The 15,086-nt window shown below is 62.8% G+C and carries 11 protein-coding genes; 5 read left to right on the top strand and 6 right to left on the bottom strand.

Going from position 1 to position 15,086, the window contains the following annotated elements:
- Positions 1–17: 17 nt before the first annotated feature.
- From SJY07_RS10130 to SJY07_RS10115, 4 genes are read right to left on the bottom strand one after another with little or no spacing between them, the layout of a single operon-like run.
- Positions 18–1,493, bottom strand: a complete 1,476-nt coding sequence (locus SJY07_RS10130; RefSeq protein WP_380158815.1) for a replication initiator — start codon at positions 1,491–1,493, stop codon at positions 18–20.
- The gene (locus tag SJY07_RS10125; protein ID WP_380158813.1) at positions 1,490–2,992 is read right to left on the bottom strand and encodes a cell division protein FtsK; all 1,503 of its coding nucleotides are present in this window, start codon (positions 2,990–2,992) and stop codon (positions 1,490–1,492) included. The genes SJY07_RS10130 and SJY07_RS10125 overlap by 4 nt, the downstream gene beginning before the upstream one ends.
- Complete coding sequence (locus tag SJY07_RS10120) at positions 2,992–3,291, bottom strand: hypothetical protein (protein ID WP_380158811.1); 300 nt, start codon at positions 3,289–3,291, stop codon at positions 2,992–2,994. The genes SJY07_RS10125 and SJY07_RS10120 overlap by 1 nt, the downstream gene beginning before the upstream one ends.
- A complete protein-coding gene (locus SJY07_RS10115) occupies positions 3,291–3,725 on the bottom strand; it encodes a plasmid replication, integration and excision activator (RefSeq protein ID WP_380158809.1) in 435 nt (144 codons plus the stop codon). The genes SJY07_RS10120 and SJY07_RS10115 overlap by 1 nt, the downstream gene beginning before the upstream one ends.
- 241 nt (positions 3,726–3,966) lie before the next feature.
- Here SJY07_RS10115 and SJY07_RS10110 point away from each other — a divergent pair, with 241 nt between their 5' ends.
- Positions 3,967–5,025 carry an XRE family transcriptional regulator gene (locus SJY07_RS10110; protein ID WP_380158808.1) on the top strand — a complete coding sequence of 353 codons (1,059 nt, stop codon included), beginning with the start codon at positions 3,967–3,969 and terminating at the stop codon, positions 5,023–5,025.
- 3 nt (positions 5,026–5,028) lie between these two features.
- On the opposite strand, the gene SJY07_RS10105 is transcribed toward SJY07_RS10110, so the two are convergent.
- Positions 5,029–5,589 carry an NUDIX hydrolase gene (locus SJY07_RS10105; protein ID WP_380158807.1) on the bottom strand — a complete coding sequence of 187 codons (561 nt, stop codon included), beginning with the start codon at positions 5,587–5,589 and terminating at the stop codon, positions 5,029–5,031.
- A 597-nt stretch (positions 5,590–6,186) separates the two neighbouring features.
- Here SJY07_RS10105 and SJY07_RS10100 point away from each other — a divergent pair.
- From SJY07_RS10100 to SJY07_RS10085, 4 genes are all read left to right on the top strand, one after another.
- On the top strand, positions 6,187–8,382 hold the full coding sequence (locus SJY07_RS10100; protein ID WP_380158805.1) for a TerD family protein: 2,196 nt from the start codon (positions 6,187–6,189) through the stop codon (positions 8,380–8,382).
- A complete protein-coding gene (locus SJY07_RS10095) occupies positions 8,379–9,362 on the top strand; it encodes a PD-(D/E)XK motif protein (protein ID WP_380158803.1) in 984 nt (327 codons plus the stop codon). Before SJY07_RS10100 ends, SJY07_RS10095 begins: the two co-directional genes overlap by 4 nt.
- On the top strand, positions 9,359–12,277 hold the full coding sequence (locus SJY07_RS10090; RefSeq protein ID WP_380158801.1) for a Z1 domain-containing protein: 2,919 nt from the start codon (positions 9,359–9,361) through the stop codon (positions 12,275–12,277). Before SJY07_RS10095 ends, SJY07_RS10090 begins: the two co-directional genes overlap by 4 nt.
- A gap of 272 nt (positions 12,278–12,549) precedes the next feature.
- Positions 12,550–13,191 (top strand): NgoMIV family type II restriction endonuclease, encoded by a 642-nt coding sequence (locus tag SJY07_RS10085; protein WP_380158799.1) that lies wholly within the window; start codon positions 12,550–12,552, stop codon positions 13,189–13,191.
- Positions 13,192–13,498: 307 nt separating this feature from the next.
- On the opposite strand, the gene SJY07_RS10080 is transcribed toward SJY07_RS10085, so the two are convergent.
- Entirely contained in the window at positions 13,499–14,584 is a 1,086-nt protein-coding gene (locus tag SJY07_RS10080; RefSeq protein WP_380158797.1) for a TIR domain-containing protein, read from the bottom strand.
- Between the last annotated feature and the right edge of the window lie 502 nt (positions 14,585–15,086).

Here is a 15,086-nt window from a genome sequence, read left to right as displayed (position 1 = left end):
GGTCGTAGCGGTAGGGGTCAGAGCAGGGAGGCGCGACGGGCGCGGGCACGATCGTCGGACCACTCGCGGGCTTGTGCGGCGGCGGTAGCGGCGAGGGCGGCGTCCCCCGCGCTCAGCCAGCCGATGCCGTCCAATGACCAGGAACTGACAACGAGCGTCGTCTCCTCGGCGTCAGGTGCATCGACGTCAGTCGTCGGGTTCGTGCGCCCCGTCAGGCGGTCACGCAACTGCTGGACCGACCACCGTTTCCGCGCTGAGCGCAACCGGCCCAGGGTGGTGGAGTAGCGGCGGGACTTTGTGGAGAAGTGCCCGCGGAAACCGAGCATCGCTCCCCACTTCGCCAGCGGCAGGTATCTCGGCCCACCGGTCCGGGCGAGGTAGTGCACCTCGGCGAGCAGACGGCAGACGTGCTCCACGACGCCCATCCGCCGCGCAGCGTCGGCATCACGCAGACCAGGCGGGAGGCCGAAGTCGTCGCAGGCTTTCGTGGCGTACTTCGCGATGTACGCCGCGACGGTCTCCGGGTGCAGGCCGTGGTCGTGGTGGTCGGCTCGACTCGCCTCGCGGGTCGCCGTGGCGGTGACGGCGCGGGCATCGACCTGCGTCCCGAACCTCAACCGGCGCAGTTCCCCACGGGCTTCCGTGGCGGGGGCGTCGAACCAGATCCGTGCGGCGGCGACGTGCACCAGCTCGCACAACTGCTGCGTGCTCACCGCAACCAGCGGGGGAGGAAACTCCGTCGAGTCCGTGGGTGGCCCGTCGAGACGGACGAGTGCGTGGAAGTGCACCACCCCGCGACGCTGGAACTCTGCGACCTTCGCGAACGACACCCGCACCAGCGAGTGTGCTGCCGTCTGCGTCAGGCCCAGGTGCGCAGCCAGCGCCCGGCGGAGCGCGATGGTGAACCGTCGCCACAGCTCCGGAGACCACCACTGCCACACCACATGACCGGTGTAGTCGTAGCACTCCGAGCACAACGGCTGCCCCAGACGACGATCCCCCTCGGCGTGCACGATGCGGCAGCCAGCGGGGTTGCCGTGCTCACAGACCGCGGATGTCGACCGGGGTCGGCACATGCTGGGATGGCCGTTCCTGCGACGTAGACCGTGCACGGCGCCGAACGAGGGCGCGGTGAGGGTGGCGAACACCAGCGGGTGCGAGGCCACCGACTCCGGAACACCCTTCATCCCGCCCGCGGCACCAGCGGCGAGCAGGTGCCACATGTCGCCCTTGTACTCGTGGGAGCACGACGGGCAGACGCTGACGCGGCGGTTGCCGCAGCGGGTGTAGAGCACCCCGTCCGGTTCGTTCGCGGAGTCGTAGGTCGAGAGCACTTCGCCGGTGACGCGGTCGACGGTGGTGGCCTGGCCCCGCAGTCGGATGGGGCGGGCGCAGTGCCCGCAGTTCGCGGCCTGTTCGGCCCACCGGTCGAAGGTGGGGGAGAGCAGCCGTCGCCCGGCTTCGGCTTCCGCGTTCGGAGGGAGGGTGTTCACGCCGCACCCTCCTGACCACAGGTGCTTGCGTCATCGTGTGAGTTGTTGTCGACGACGGAGAACACGGGCCGAGCACCCGGTGTTCTGCTGGGCGCGTGAGTGCGGGCGAGTTCCCCGATGGCTTGGTCGTCGTAGTAGGCGGCGCGGACCCGGACGGGTTCGCGGACGCCGTCGACCTTGACGTAGGCGACGCCGGGGGAGGTATCGGGGATCTGGTGGCACAGCGCCCCGGACTCCCGAGCCCCCTCCCCGAGGACCATATCGACCTGAGACTTCTCATCCAGGCGCATCGCGATCTTCGTCGGGAACAGGTTGCGCAGGCCGAGGACTTCTTTCCGGGGATCCTGCAGCGCTGCGACCAGGACGACACCGGGTGCCCGTCCCTGGGTGGCAATCGCCGCCAGCGCCTTCTCCGCACGGTCGCGGAGCTTGCGGTCCGGGGTGTAGGCGGTGAGGAGAGCGACCTCGTCGACCAGCACCACCAGCAGCGGTTCCCGGGTGCTCGGTTCGTGACGGCGGGAGGTGCCGGCCATCCGGGCGGCCCGTTCGGTCATGAGGACCGCGGCGTCTTCGAGCAGCTGCACACCGTCTTCGACGGTGGTCGCGAACCGGGTGAACAGCGCCCGGCCCGGCTGCAGTTCCATCCCGGCCTTGCCGTCCACAGCCCACACCTGCACCAGCCCGTCGCGGATGCCCCCGGCGATGCCGCCGAGCAGGGACCACACCACCGAGCCCTTCCCCGCGCCGGTGACCCCGACGATGAGGACATGGGTGGCGGCCAGACGCAACAGCCACGGCTGCCCGTCCTCCCGCACCCCGACCGGGACGGCGGCGGCGTCGAGGGCGTCCGGGACGGGCAGCGGGGCAACAACCTGGGCGAGGGGGTCGCCGTACAGCCAGGTAACGAGGGCGGTGCGGGGACCGGTCTTGCGGACCCGACACGACCACGCCCCGCACGCCGCACCCAACGTCTCCGCCGCCGAGGCGAGATCGTCGACGGTCTGCCCGGCCACGACCTGCACCCGCCCGGTCAGGACCAGGTGCTCACGGGAGGCCCACCGCAGCCGAGACAGCCCCGGTGTCCACGACTCTCGCTGCCCGGAGCGGCGGTCGGTGACGGCCATCGCCAGGCCGACCCGTTCACAGAGTTCCGGCCAGTTGCGGCGGATCGCCCGCCGCTTGCGGCGCCGCCACGTGGGCTGAGTCAGGAGACGGTCGAAGGACAATGGCCATGCGAGCCGCCAGGCCACCAGCGCCACCACGAGGACGGCGACGACGATGCCGACCACGACCAGGTGGTCGCCCATGTACGCCCACCACCCCGCGACCAGGACGGCCGCGATGAGCGGGAAGCGCCACGTGAGCTGTGCGGCCGTCTTGACCATCCACCAGACCAGAGACAGCAGCGAGAGGATCAGCTCGGCGATCCAGTCGTCAGAGGTGGCGGTGTTCGACTGGGACGGCTGGTGGGTCACAACACCCTGCGGACGGCCACCCATCACGCCACCTCCGGCGTGCGCAGCCGGGCACGGCTTGCCGGGTGGCGGGACACCGAGCGCAGCCGGGCGGCCTGTTCAGCCGCGACCGTGGCCAGGTAGCAGCACTCCGCTGCTTCCTGGGGGTCGATCGGTCCGTAGTGCTCGGCGAGCCGTCCGAACAGTTCGGCTTTGCGCTCGATCCACGCCGCCCGCTCCCGCAACGGGGTCTGCGAGCCGGGGCGGGAGCGCAGGAGTGCTCCGAGCTGCGCGGTGATGCTGTTCCGCTCGTTCCGCTCCGCCTGAAGCGTGTCGGCGCGCATCAGGCAGCCCGCCCGGTCTCGGTCTTGGCGTCGGCCTTCGGGGCGGTCTTGGCGGGAGCGGACATGCCCGACGCCTTCAACGACCACGCCAGCCGCGGGCGGGCGCGGTTGGTGTCCACGTAGGGGGTGGCGGTGAGCCCGTCGAAGACGACCGGGCGGAACGGCAGGCCCGGAAGAGTGGCGGGCGGGACGGGCTGGTGCTCGGCCATCACCTTGACCACGACCTCGGCCTGTCCACGGCGGGCTTCGGGGTCGGCGTCGACGACGCGGACCGCCCAGAGCCGTTCGCCGGTGTTCTTGTCGCGGGACTGGAAGTCGACTTCCCCGGCCTGCTTGCGGTCGAAGTCCTGGACCTGCTCGACCTCACCCACCACGTAAGCGCCGTACGGGAACACCAGGTCCTGCCCCAACGGAATCGCACCCTGAATTGCCATGTCGTCCTCCTCGTTTCATCCAGCGCGGTTGCGCCGATGTGACGAGCGAAGCGGAGTCGTGCGCAGCGCAGAAGATGACGACCGTTGACAGGGGTTGAGTCAACCCCTGTCCTCGTGTCAGTGGCTTCGGGCACTCTGTCCGCCAGTACCTTGGCGAGGCCGCAGAGATCCACGGGAGTGAGCAGTGACACGCATTCAGGACGTGCGCTTGGCGCGAGGGTGGTCTCAGACCGCCCTGGCGATGAAGCTGCGACAGCGCGGACAGCAGCTCGGCACGCCCGTCGGCAGCACTGAAAGTCTCAAGACGCAGATCTCCCGCTGGGAGAACGGCAAGGTGGCCCCGGGTGACTTTCATCGCCAGCTGCTGCGGGAAGTCCTCAACGTTTCCGACGAAGGCCTTGGCTTTACGCCGGCAGGCGTGTCCACGGCTCTGACCAGTCCGCCGAGCCTGACGCAGGCGTTGGGCCGGGCGGCGCTCTTAGAGGCGGGAAACACAGCTCACCTACACCACCAGGTCGAAGCCATCCGGAAAGCCGATGGACAGTCCGGCGCGGCCGACGTGCTGGAGTACGCCCGCAAGCTCCTGGACGACACCACGCAGCAGCGGCGCTACCTGGTCCAGACAGGAGCCCGACGAGAGCTCGCAGCCGTCACCGCGGACCTCGCATCGTTGGTGGGGTGGCAGTCCTTGGACGTCGGAGACCTCGACCGAGCGTGGACCGCCTTCGAGGAGGCCAAGTCTGCCGCTCGTGAGGCGGAGGACAACGCGCTACTCGCTCACGCGACGGGGGAGCAGTCCTTCGCTCTGCTCGACCTCGGACGTGGACGTGATGGCGCAGACATGGTCGCCGAAGCCCGTCAGCTGCGTGGGCTACCGCCTCGCCTCACGGCCTGGCTCCACGCAGCAGAGGCCGAGAACCGTGCTGCCGCGGGCGACGGTGAAGCGGCCCGCAGGTCTCTCGCCGCTGCTGAGGCGCTCCTTCCAAGCAGTGATGAGGACGCCGCCCTCACGCCTTATCTCCGCCTGGACGCCGCCAACCTCACCCGCTGGCGCGGACACTGCCTCGGTCGGCTGCACGATCCCGGCGCCGTCGATGAGCTCCTAGAGGGCTTGGCCAGCGTTCGTGGCCGATACAGCCGAGCCGAAGCCAGCGTGCTGGTCGATCTGGCCGCCGCCGAGTTACACCGCAACGACCGCGATCAGGCGCAGCACTACCTGCGGCAGGCCACGTCCCTGGCGAACCGGATGGGATCGGTACGTCAGCGCCGACGCCTGGAGGCGCTGCGTCAGGCAGCGTGAGGGTCAGCGCCGCCGATCCACAATGAAGCGCAGCAACCCTGTGATGGAACCAGAGCCGAGGATCTCGCCCCGGTCGATTAGGTCCACGACATCGTCGAGGGCCACCCAATCGACGACGCCGGCCTCAACCAGATCCGTGGGTGCTCCGACTTCCTGGGCCTGTTCGAACACGTAGACCTCGTGGGGGGTGTCGACCATCCCCACCATGGGTTGGAACTCGAGCAGTTGCCGTCCACCGCTGGGACGCCAACCGGTCTCCTCCTCGGCTTCCCTGGCGGCGGTCTGCAGGGCCGTCTCGCCTGCGTCCACGATGCCGCCCGGAAGCTCCCAGCCCACCTGATCCGTCAGGAAGCGGTGTCTGCGGAGCATGAGCACTCGGTCGCCAACGGCGTTGAGCACGAGCGCGACGGCCACGCGCTGGAGACGCACCACGTGATGCTCGAACCGCTTCCCGTCTGGGGGCTCCAGGTCGACAAGGACCAGTCGTACCCATGGGTTGTCGTAGATCGTCCGCTCACCGAAGACCTGCCACCGAGGCGGCTCCTGCACGGCGGGCTCATCCATACAGCGAGCCTACTGATCCACGCGGGGTCAGCGGGTGCCCGCACCTCATCCAGTTCAGCTGTGAGAACTTTCTCTACTCCGTCAAGGCGGCGGGCGTGCCCGCCGCCGGCACCGCCCTTCGCGGCCACCGGCTGCGCGCGGCCTGCGGCCGTGCTCGCCGATGACCACGAGGCCAGCACCGCATTGGGTGCACCACCTGCCTGCCGCTTGATGTGAGTCCGTGGCAGCTGAGTAGTACCAGGGGCTCCCGCCCCTGGACCCCGGCTGCGCTGCACAGATGCGCGGAAGGCTAAGCGCCGCCCAAGTTGAGCACCGCGCATCCGCACATCGCTTTTGTTGAATCGTCAACCTTAACGCCCCGGCCCGCCTCGCCCGGGCCGAATCGCTCACTAGAGTCCCCCGTTCACCGTCTTCAACCGGGCCAACCACGACGCCACTGAGTCGATGCCTCGCGTAGCCGACCAACCCGCGCCTCGTCGTAGAACGCGTCCACCTGGCAGGGCAGGGCCGCACTGCATCTCCGGGGCGGTGGTGGTGACGGTGGTGGCGGCTCGCCTGGCACAGGACGGCGATCGTGGATCTTCATAGGATGCAAAGGTGCCCGTTGAAGCGCTGTCCGTCGACCATGCAGCATCCCTGCCCGCCGACGCCCCACGGTTGGAGGTAGTGGTCGGCTGGACACCCGGCGATGAGTTGGATGTCGATGCAGTGGCGCTTCTTCTGGGCCTGGAGGGAGCTGTCCGCTCAGACACCGACTTCGTCTTCTACAACCAACCCGCCGACTCCACCGGCGCAGTCCGCCTTCTGCCGCGTACCCACACTGCTGAGGGTGCTAGCGAGCGCATCGCGATCGACTTCACTCTCTTGCCAGAAGACGTGACGGCGGTCGCTCTCGGGCTCACCGTGGCAGGCGCTACTCCAGCCGATCTCGTCGACCTTTGTGTCCATATCGATGATGCCGACGACGGCAGCGTGCTGCTGCAGCTCGACACCACCTTCGATGGGCGGGGGGAGACAGCGCTCTTCGCCGAGTTGAGGCGTAGGGCGGACTCCGACTGGGAGATTGTCTCGCGCGCTCAGTCGTGGACCGGCGGCTTGGCCGAGCTGGTTACCTCGTACGGTGTCTCAGTAGAAGACGGTGCCGAGCCGGATGGCGCGCTCATTCCCGATCAGCCGATAGCAGCCCTGGACAGCCAAGTTCCCGGCTCACCCGGCGATGGAGCAGCGAGTCGCAAGCATTCGCCAACATTGATCGGGGCCTCGACGGCAGCGGAAGCCTCGGCCGCGCACGTCGAAGAGCCAGCCGGAGGGCTGGGGGACGATCTCGCGGTCGTCGAGACAAGGCGTCTTCCACCCGACCCGGGCGTCATGGACGCAATTGGTCACAATCATGATCTTGGTACCGCCCTTGCCGACCTGGTTGACAACAGTGTGGACGCAGGAGCTGGCGAGGTGCGGATCCGTCTGCTTCGGCGAGCGGGTCAAGTTGTCCGCCTTCTCGTTGTCGACGATGGACGCGGCATCGATGAGATCGACATGGACCGAGCCATGAGCATCGGTGCCGGTCGCGCGTATGGCGAGCAGGACCTCGGGCACTTCGGCATGGGTCTGAAGGCGGCCGCCTTCAGCCAGGCGGACGGGCTGACCGTAGTCAGTCGGCCCCGTGGCGCTGAGGCGGCGGGACGACGATGGATCCAAGAGAAGGCACGAACTGACTTCTCCTGTGACGTACTCAGTAACGAGGCTTGTTTCAATGTTCTGAGCGAATCTGGGCTCAAAGGTCACGGAACGGTAATTCGATTGGACCGACTACGCCGGGTGCCACAGGGGGCGGACGTCCGGGTTCACCGCCGATACATCAGCGAGTCGGACAAAACTATTCGTCGGCATCTCGGCACCGTATTTCATCGTTTTCTCGAGCGCAAAATGCTTCAGCTGTCCATTGAAGTGGTTGACCTCGAGGAACCAGACGCGTCGGTGCCACTACCCATCCAGCCTCTTGACCCCTTCGGGTATCGGGTGAGCGGAGCTCCGGGCTACCCCAAGACGCTGACTCTCCCCGATGGCACGACCCTCGAAGGTCACGTATGGACCCCTCGGTCGGAGCTGGTGGGCTTCAAATTTGGGACGACACGAGCCGCGGCCTTTCAGGGCTTTTACCTTTATCGCAATGACCGGCTCCTCCAGGTTGGTGGTTGGAACGACATTGTCGCCGCTGACAACGACCTCCAACTTGCCCGTGTTCGGATTGAGCTGGCCCCGTCCCCCGCTCCGGGATGGCGTATGTCCCCGCAGAAAGACCGAGTCGAGTGGGATGCCACCATCACTCAGGCCATTACCGAGGCAAACGATGCAAACGGTCACACATGGGCGCAGTACCTTGAGGACGCTAGAGAAGCCCATCGGCGTGGTCGCACGGAGGCGCGCCGGCGCCGGCGCACCATTGAGCCCGGTCGAGGATTCGCTCCGGAGCTGCGAACCATGTTGGGCGACACTTTCGAACACCTGCCGGGGGAGCGAGAATTATCCGTGCGCTGGCGCGCCTTCTCCGACGATGCCTTCCTCGAGGTTGATCGACTTAATCGGACTCTTTGGCTAAACCAGGAATACCGGACTGTATTGAATGGTGGACGCGCCAACAGCCTCAATGACACGCCTCTTCTTAAGGCGACGCTCTACCTCCTGGCCGAAGACCTTTTCCAAGGACACCACCTTGGTCCGAAAGACCGCGACCATCTCGTCGTTTTGCAGCAAGTGCTCACTGCGGCAGCTCAAGCGGAGATGAACCGGTGACCGTCGCAGGGTTGCCCTCCCTGGCTGTCGTCATGCAGCACATGTCATTGAGATCGCCAGCCATTTATCCGCTCGATATGTATGACGCGACCTTCGATATAGACCCGTCGGATTTTTCACTGGGCATTCGAGTCAGGGATAGTGGTGCAAGCCTCCCTGAGGTTACAGGTTTTGATCGTTTAACGTCGCGACGCGTCTATATTGCGGATGGTACGTGGCTTGAGCTCCGCATTGATGGAGCAACAATTATTGAGGATGCATATCAGTTGGCATCCATGATTTTTCACTTGGTCACTGAGGAGCAGGCATCCTTGTCTACCGCTGTGCGAGTCAGCCTAGAACGTCTCCAAGAACTTCTTGCTCAACGCAGAGGACTGTCCCTATCTGTAGAAGTCGGACTGTGGGGGGAGTTGTTCGTCCTGCAGCGGCTCATCACCACCGTAGGACTTTTCCCAGCCCTGCAGGCATGGCAGGGACCGCAGGGTGGAGAACACGACTTCACGCTGGACGCCCAGGATCTTGAGGTCAAGACCACTACTTCGGAACGCCGACAGCACCACATCACTCACCTCACTCAGCTTGAGCCAGTCATGGACCGTCCGTTGTGGCTTATCTCTGTGCAAATTACCCGCTCGACCGGAATTGGCTCAAGGACGCTGTTGGAGCAGATCGAGGCCACCAGGCACGTGCTTGGCCCCTACCGTGAGCAGTTCGACACACTCTTGACCGACGTGCTGAAAATACCGTCAGTTCCCGACCCCTGGTCGACGCGCTGGCGCCTGCGCAGCGAACCGGCGCTTTTTCCAGTCACTAGCGCTTTCCCTGGTTTAACCCGCGCGGCTTTGGACGGAGCTGGCTTCGACATCGCGCGCCTGACCGCGGTGGAGCAATCGATTGACCTAGGCGGATGGCCCACATCCGTAGCTAACCCCTCTTTCTGGCCCACAAACTTCTCATCTTCTAGAAGGGACCTCGCATGACCGACGCAATTGAGGATTGCTTCCTTGCCGCGTTGAAAGCAATTGAGTCCGAGCCTCGCCAGCTACTGCGTCGTGCGAAAATGGAGGCCGAGGATCGTGGTGTTGAAGTCGAGATCGATGACTTGCATAACCTCCTCATCTCTGCTGACCATGGGGAAGAGTTACGTACCCGGCTCCATCTCCGCTTAGGCGTATGGGACGGCTTGGAAAGCGATGCGTGGACTGCGGGCACTACAGCCCGGACGGCGGGTCGCCGGCAACTGATTTATGAGAAGTGCGGCCTCGTGTCCCTGACCGATGTACTCGATGCATCCATGCCCGTCCATGGCAGCACGACTGTGGTGGTCGACGCGGGTAGCGTCAAGCCTTGGTACCCGCCTGAAAATCTGTCAAAGCGAGATTTCTACTGGCCTCATTACCGAGACCTGCTGCAGTCCCGTGGTTGGAGCGCTGAGGCACTGACCAGTCTCGACGAGGCCACGACACGGGTCGTCGAACGTATCGCACCCCCCGCCGAGGCGACCCAGTACTCCGCCCGCGGATTAGTCGTTGGGCACGTGCAGAGTGGTAAGACGGCCAACTTCACCGGATCCATCGCCAAGGCCATCGACGCCGGCTACCGCCTCGTAATTGTTCTCACAGGAACCATTGAAATTCTTCGCCAACAGACGCAGCGCCGCTTGGATCAGGAGCTGGTTGGCGTCGAGAACATCACTAATGGACTTGAACCCGATGATCCAAGCCTCAACGGGCAGGTGGAATATCTTGACGACCCGGCATGGCAAGAGGGCAATTGGCTGCGCCACGGCGTACGACCCTCTCTACATAACTTTCCCGATATTATTCGACTGACCACTCGGGACGACGACTACCGCGGGTTGGCTCAAGGAATTAATACGCTGGAGCTGAAAAAAGCTGACAAGTCGCGGCCCTTATACGATCCAACCAATTTGTATGCCAGCAACGCGTTGATCGCTGTGGTTAAGAAGCAGACACACCGGCTGGACGCCTTACTCAAAGATCTGAATCTTGTGTCGAATCAGCTACGCGAGATCCCTGCGCTCATCCTCGACGATGAAAGTGATCAGGCTTCAATCAATACTAGCGATCCTAAAAAATGGAAGCAGGGGCAATCGGAGCGCACTTCCATTAATCAGCGAATCTCGGATTTGCTTCAGATCCTGCCGAGGGGTCAGTACATCGGGTACACGGCTACTCCCTTTGCCAATGTCTTCATTGATCCGGGTGACGGCGAAGATCTATTCCCGCGCGACTTTCTCCTTAGCTTGACTCCGCCAGACGGCTATATGGGCATCGCCGCCTTCCATGACGAGGATCAGTCCCTTCCAGTAAATGAACGTCCCTACGCCACCTCGAGCCAACGCAGCCACGTCAGAGATCTCACTGGAGTCACCGAAGACGATCGTGATCAGGAGCTTGCCGGAGCCCTCGACGCCTTCGTTTTAACTGGTGCCGTCAAGCTGTATAGGGAATCTCAGCTGCAGCGGCCGGACAAGTTCCGGCATCACACCATGCTCGTGCATGAGTCGGTCCGGCAGAAGGAGCACAGTGAGCTCGCCAAGCGTATCCAGGAGCTCTGGGACAAAGCAGGGTTCACCTCCGGCGCAGGACTAAGGCGTTTGCGGAGCCTGTGGGAAGAGGACTTTCGTCCCGTTAGTCTCGCGCGCTCCGAGGGATTTCCGGTTCCCTCCTCCTTCGACGACCTTAAAGCACATGTCGCCCAGACCGTCGCCCGCGTCTGTGAGGCCGGACGGCCGCCCTACATTATCGTCAACGGAGATCAAGATATTGAACGCGAAGAGATCGCCTTCAATCAGCGATCTGTCTGGCGTGTATTGGTCGGCGGCACCAGCCTCAGTCGCGGGTTTACCGTGGAAGATCTGACTATCTCTTATTACCGCCGCCGGACTAGCGCGGGTGATACCACCATGCAGATGGGTCGGTGGTTCGGGTACCGACCCGGCTATCGGGACCTCGTCCGCTTATTCATTGGTCGCAACGAGCCAGCTCCACAAGGTAGCACGATCGACCTATACGAGACCTTCGCTGGCCTTATGCGTGACGAGGACGATTTCCGAAAGGAACTAGCCCGGTACGCGCAGAAGGTGGAGGGTAGTAACGAGTACAAGTTGACTCCACGGGATATACCTCCGCTTGTGTCTCAGCACCTCCCACAGCTGCCCCCCACAAGCCGAAACAAAATGTACAACGCCGAACTGGAGATTCGCCGTTTCCCTGGAGGCAGTGGGGAGCCCCAGGCCTGGCCACTTAACGTAAAAGATATCGAACATAATTATAGAACCTTGACTCCGTTAATACAATCTGCCGTCAACTTGTTCAATGGTCCCGACCTCGAGGCTCACCAGCAACAGTACCTCCATAGCGTTATTCCGCACTCGAGCATGGTAGAAGCCTTGCGGGGTGTGCGCTGGCTCTACGAAGGTTACTGGCGGCCCGAGCTCGCCTATTTTGAGGAGATGCTAAAAGCGTCACAACTGCACGAGTGGCTACTGCTCCTTCCTCAATCCGACAAGAAAGAGCAGGCGGCGGACCTCCCCGACATTGGAGTTCGTAGTGTGTATAAACGTGCTCGTCGCGGCGTGGAGCGAAAAGGGGTCTTCGGCTTTATTAGTACTTTGCCGAACCGGACATACGCGGAGGAGCTACTCAAGAGCTACGCCGATACTCATCCAGGCCGTGGTGTCGTTCTGTTCTACCCCATTCATTCTGAAGATGCTTTGATGAAGACAGGAGATGGGCTCCGCCGTCACATCACTTTTGCGCCACGCTTCCTCGTTCCCGCTGGGGCTATGCCCCCTAGTGGCGCGCTTGTCCGTTTCCGGGTGAAGGATCCGAGTCGGGCTAGCCGTCCGATCATCGAGGCGCCCTCCTGAACTTGTGGAAACGTGCAACAGGCCGGCAGAGTGCAACTATGCCTGCGCCTTTTGTGAGACAGTTGTGCGGTTACCGCAAGAACGGCAACCCAAATACTTCGGACGCTAACGATGATCAGTCGAAGTACCTCGGTAAGGCGCTCTTCGAGCAGTTGGGCGTCCCGAATAGCCAGGTAGGGCCGGCGGACACAGGCGCCGCGTTGGAGGACGCGGTCCGAGACCACCTGGCAAGCCTGAGGCCTGACTTAAATGTTTTGCGAAGTCAGCCAGCGATGAATTTCGAGCAGTATGCCCATCTTGCAGTCTTTCCTAAATTTCGTAGGTCCCATACGAGTGGGGAGGCAGTTCTAGCAGGAATTGAAGGAATTATTGACTCTCTGGGGGATCCTAAATCCAAGCAGCGCCTCCGAAGGGAACTTGATCGCGCGTTGGGGAAGCTTCGCGTCCAGGATGAAGTTAGCGCAGCCCTGAAAGCGCAGATGCCTGAAGAAGCTCTTTTGAAGATTGACATCACTGTCAGCGAGAAACGGCAAACAGGCTTACCTTTTCTTCATGCTGGTTTTTCATCCAAGTGGTCATTGCGGACGGATCGCGCTCAGGACTGCGTTTCGCAAGGGACTAAACTTGTCGCTCAGCGACGTGGCCGCATGCCACACTTTGCAGTTGTCACGATGGAGCCTCGGCCGGCCATGCTCAAAATTCTCGGCGACGGTTCAGGAGCGATCGATTGTGTCTATCACTTGGACCTGCCGTCGCTGTCCTCAGCCATAAAGGAAGTGGCGGTCAAAGAAAGTAAGCGGGTTGAATGGTCGCCACTGCGCACCTTCCAACGCCTCAAAGATCAGCGTCGGATCCGCGACTACGATGACTTAGTAGAGGAGGTGCTTCGAGCCCCTGAGGTGCGATCTTCCTAAACCTCGACTAGATGACTAGTTTCGAAACCAAAGCATTTGAACGCATCGACCGTAAGGCGCCGTGTGTAGTAGACGTGGGAGCAGTAGGCCCCTTGTCGGTAGCGGCTCTCTAGTCGGCTCAGAACCAGCGCTGTGCCAATTGATCGCGCGCTGATGTGCCACGGGCCCAGGTTGACTCGGGGTAGAGCTCGTCAGCACCTGGTGTACGCGGATGAGGCGGGTCGACCGCGGATCAGGTCGAGCGACCGGCGTAAAATTAGAGGTAGGACAGCCTTTGAGAAGGACGACGTCTACCACCCGACAACATTTATCTTCTTTGCCTTGGACCCAGCGTCTTCACCGCCGCCTCTACATCAGCAGTGAAACCTAAGACTGCGCTGGTCAAAGATACGCTCGTCTTTGGCCTGGAGAAGTCGCCGACTGTTACCCCAAGCAAGTCCGTTGGCAACTCAGGCCGCTCATCCCTAGGTACCAGGATAAAGACTCGCTCGCGACCCATCGAGCCAATGAATAGGCCCGCTTCGAACAATACATTGTCTCGGGGAGTTTCGATTTGTCGACCTCGCTTCACCCCAAAATCATCTGCCGTCGCAATGATGATAGCGAAATCATGCAGATTTGCCTGGCGTGCAAGGTCGTCAATAGTAGTCTGCGACAAAGTGAATGCGTTGGTCCACAGCTCGCACTCCACGACGCGATTCAGCTGTTGAGCAACCGCGGTGGCGACATCGAGCCCCTCCCGAGAAGACGCCACGAAGGCACTTACGGGGGCATCTGACGGAATGTCCGTCACGACGGAGGAAGATGGGACATATTGGCGCTTCACAAGCTGCGAAACCTGCGACTGCAACTCAGACACGGCTGAAAGTATCAGTTGTAGTTTATCATTGCCACCACCGTCTTTTGGCGGCTCAATCGCAGCTTGTGTACGGGCCAAGGTGGTTTTGATGTAGGGAGGCGGGATCTCGGCAATCCTCTTGACCGCCTTACCCAGGTCGGCGTCCGAAAGAACTTCCTGCAAGAGAGAGATCCAGCCATCGACCGAGGCAGCCAAAACGCGGACGCCCTGGCTTCGAAGAGTAGTGGCAGCTTTCCCAAGTGAACTCAAGGGCCGTTCTGTATCGACCTGCATGATAAAGAACGCGTCTTGTGGCACTCCTAAAATAGCGTTAGCCGCAGACGAAGACCACCTGTTGATGTTGCTAACAAATACAACCGATACTTGAGAATCCTTCTGCTTCTGCCGCAACCTGCTTAAGAGCGCATTCGATTGACTATCGATCAACCCAGCGCGACGCACGGCGACGTCCGGCAACAGCCGCGGCAACCACTCACTGACCGCCGCGGCGTAAGACTCAGCCGTATCGTCAAGACTGAACACAGTCCACAGCACTTGAACAGCTCCTCTCGGTGATCTGCACCGTACCGCGAGTTAGGACCGGTGTAGTCCTATTTCAGCCACCACTACTTCCGCGCCGCGTTCCGTTTCACCTCCTTGGGCCGCCGGTCGTACTGGGCGGTCGTCTCCAGGGAGTTCGGTCCGGCCGGCCGCTGCACCACGGCGATGTTCACGCCCGATTGGAGCAGGTCGCCGACCTACGTGCGCCTGGGCATCAAGCTCCTATCAGTAGCGGCCGGACGCTACTGACGAAGGGTCAGTGCTCCGTCTGGAGCGACCGGAGACGAGTTGCCCAGGGCTTGCAGCAGCTGATCTCCGGTATAGGTAGCTGCCGCCTCGGTCGCGGCGAGTGTCTAATTGCGTGACAATCGACCCGCACAGGCGGGGACTAGAGTGCACCGTGCGGGACCGGGAGTAGGCGCCACCGCTGATCCGCCGCCGACCTGCGAAGCTTCGGGACGAAGAGGCCGGACCAGCGCCGTCGCGACCGCGCTCT

Origin of the sequence: Kineococcus sp. R86509 (assembly GCF_042466365.1) — a bacterium.
GTDB lineage: Bacteria > Actinomycetota > Actinomycetes > Actinomycetales > Kineococcaceae > Kineococcus.
The sequence above is the reverse complement of the archived record's forward strand: the minus strand, read 5'-3'. Positions and strand labels throughout refer to the sequence as shown.

Coding starts and splice junctions, on each gene's coding strand:
- SJY07_RS10125 (WP_380158813.1), bottom strand. CDS start 2,992: ATGGGTGGCCGTCCGCAGGGTGTTGTGACCCACCAGCCGTCCCAGTCG.
- SJY07_RS10120 (WP_380158811.1), bottom strand. CDS start 3,291: ATGCGCGCCGACACGCTTCAGGCGGAGCGGAACGAGCGGAACAGCATC.
- SJY07_RS10115 (WP_380158809.1), bottom strand. CDS start 3,725: ATGGCAATTCAGGGTGCGATTCCGTTGGGGCAGGACCTGGTGTTCCCG.
- SJY07_RS10110 (WP_380158808.1), top strand. CDS start 3,967: ATGAAGCTGCGACAGCGCGGACAGCAGCTCGGCACGCCCGTCGGCAGC.
- SJY07_RS10105 (WP_380158807.1), bottom strand. CDS start 5,589: ATGGATGAGCCCGCCGTGCAGGAGCCGCCTCGGTGGCAGGTCTTCGGT.
- SJY07_RS10090 (WP_380158801.1), top strand. CDS start 9,359: ATGACCGACGCAATTGAGGATTGCTTCCTTGCCGCGTTGAAAGCAATT.
- SJY07_RS10085 (WP_380158799.1), top strand. CDS start 12,550: ATGAATTTCGAGCAGTATGCCCATCTTGCAGTCTTTCCTAAATTTCGT.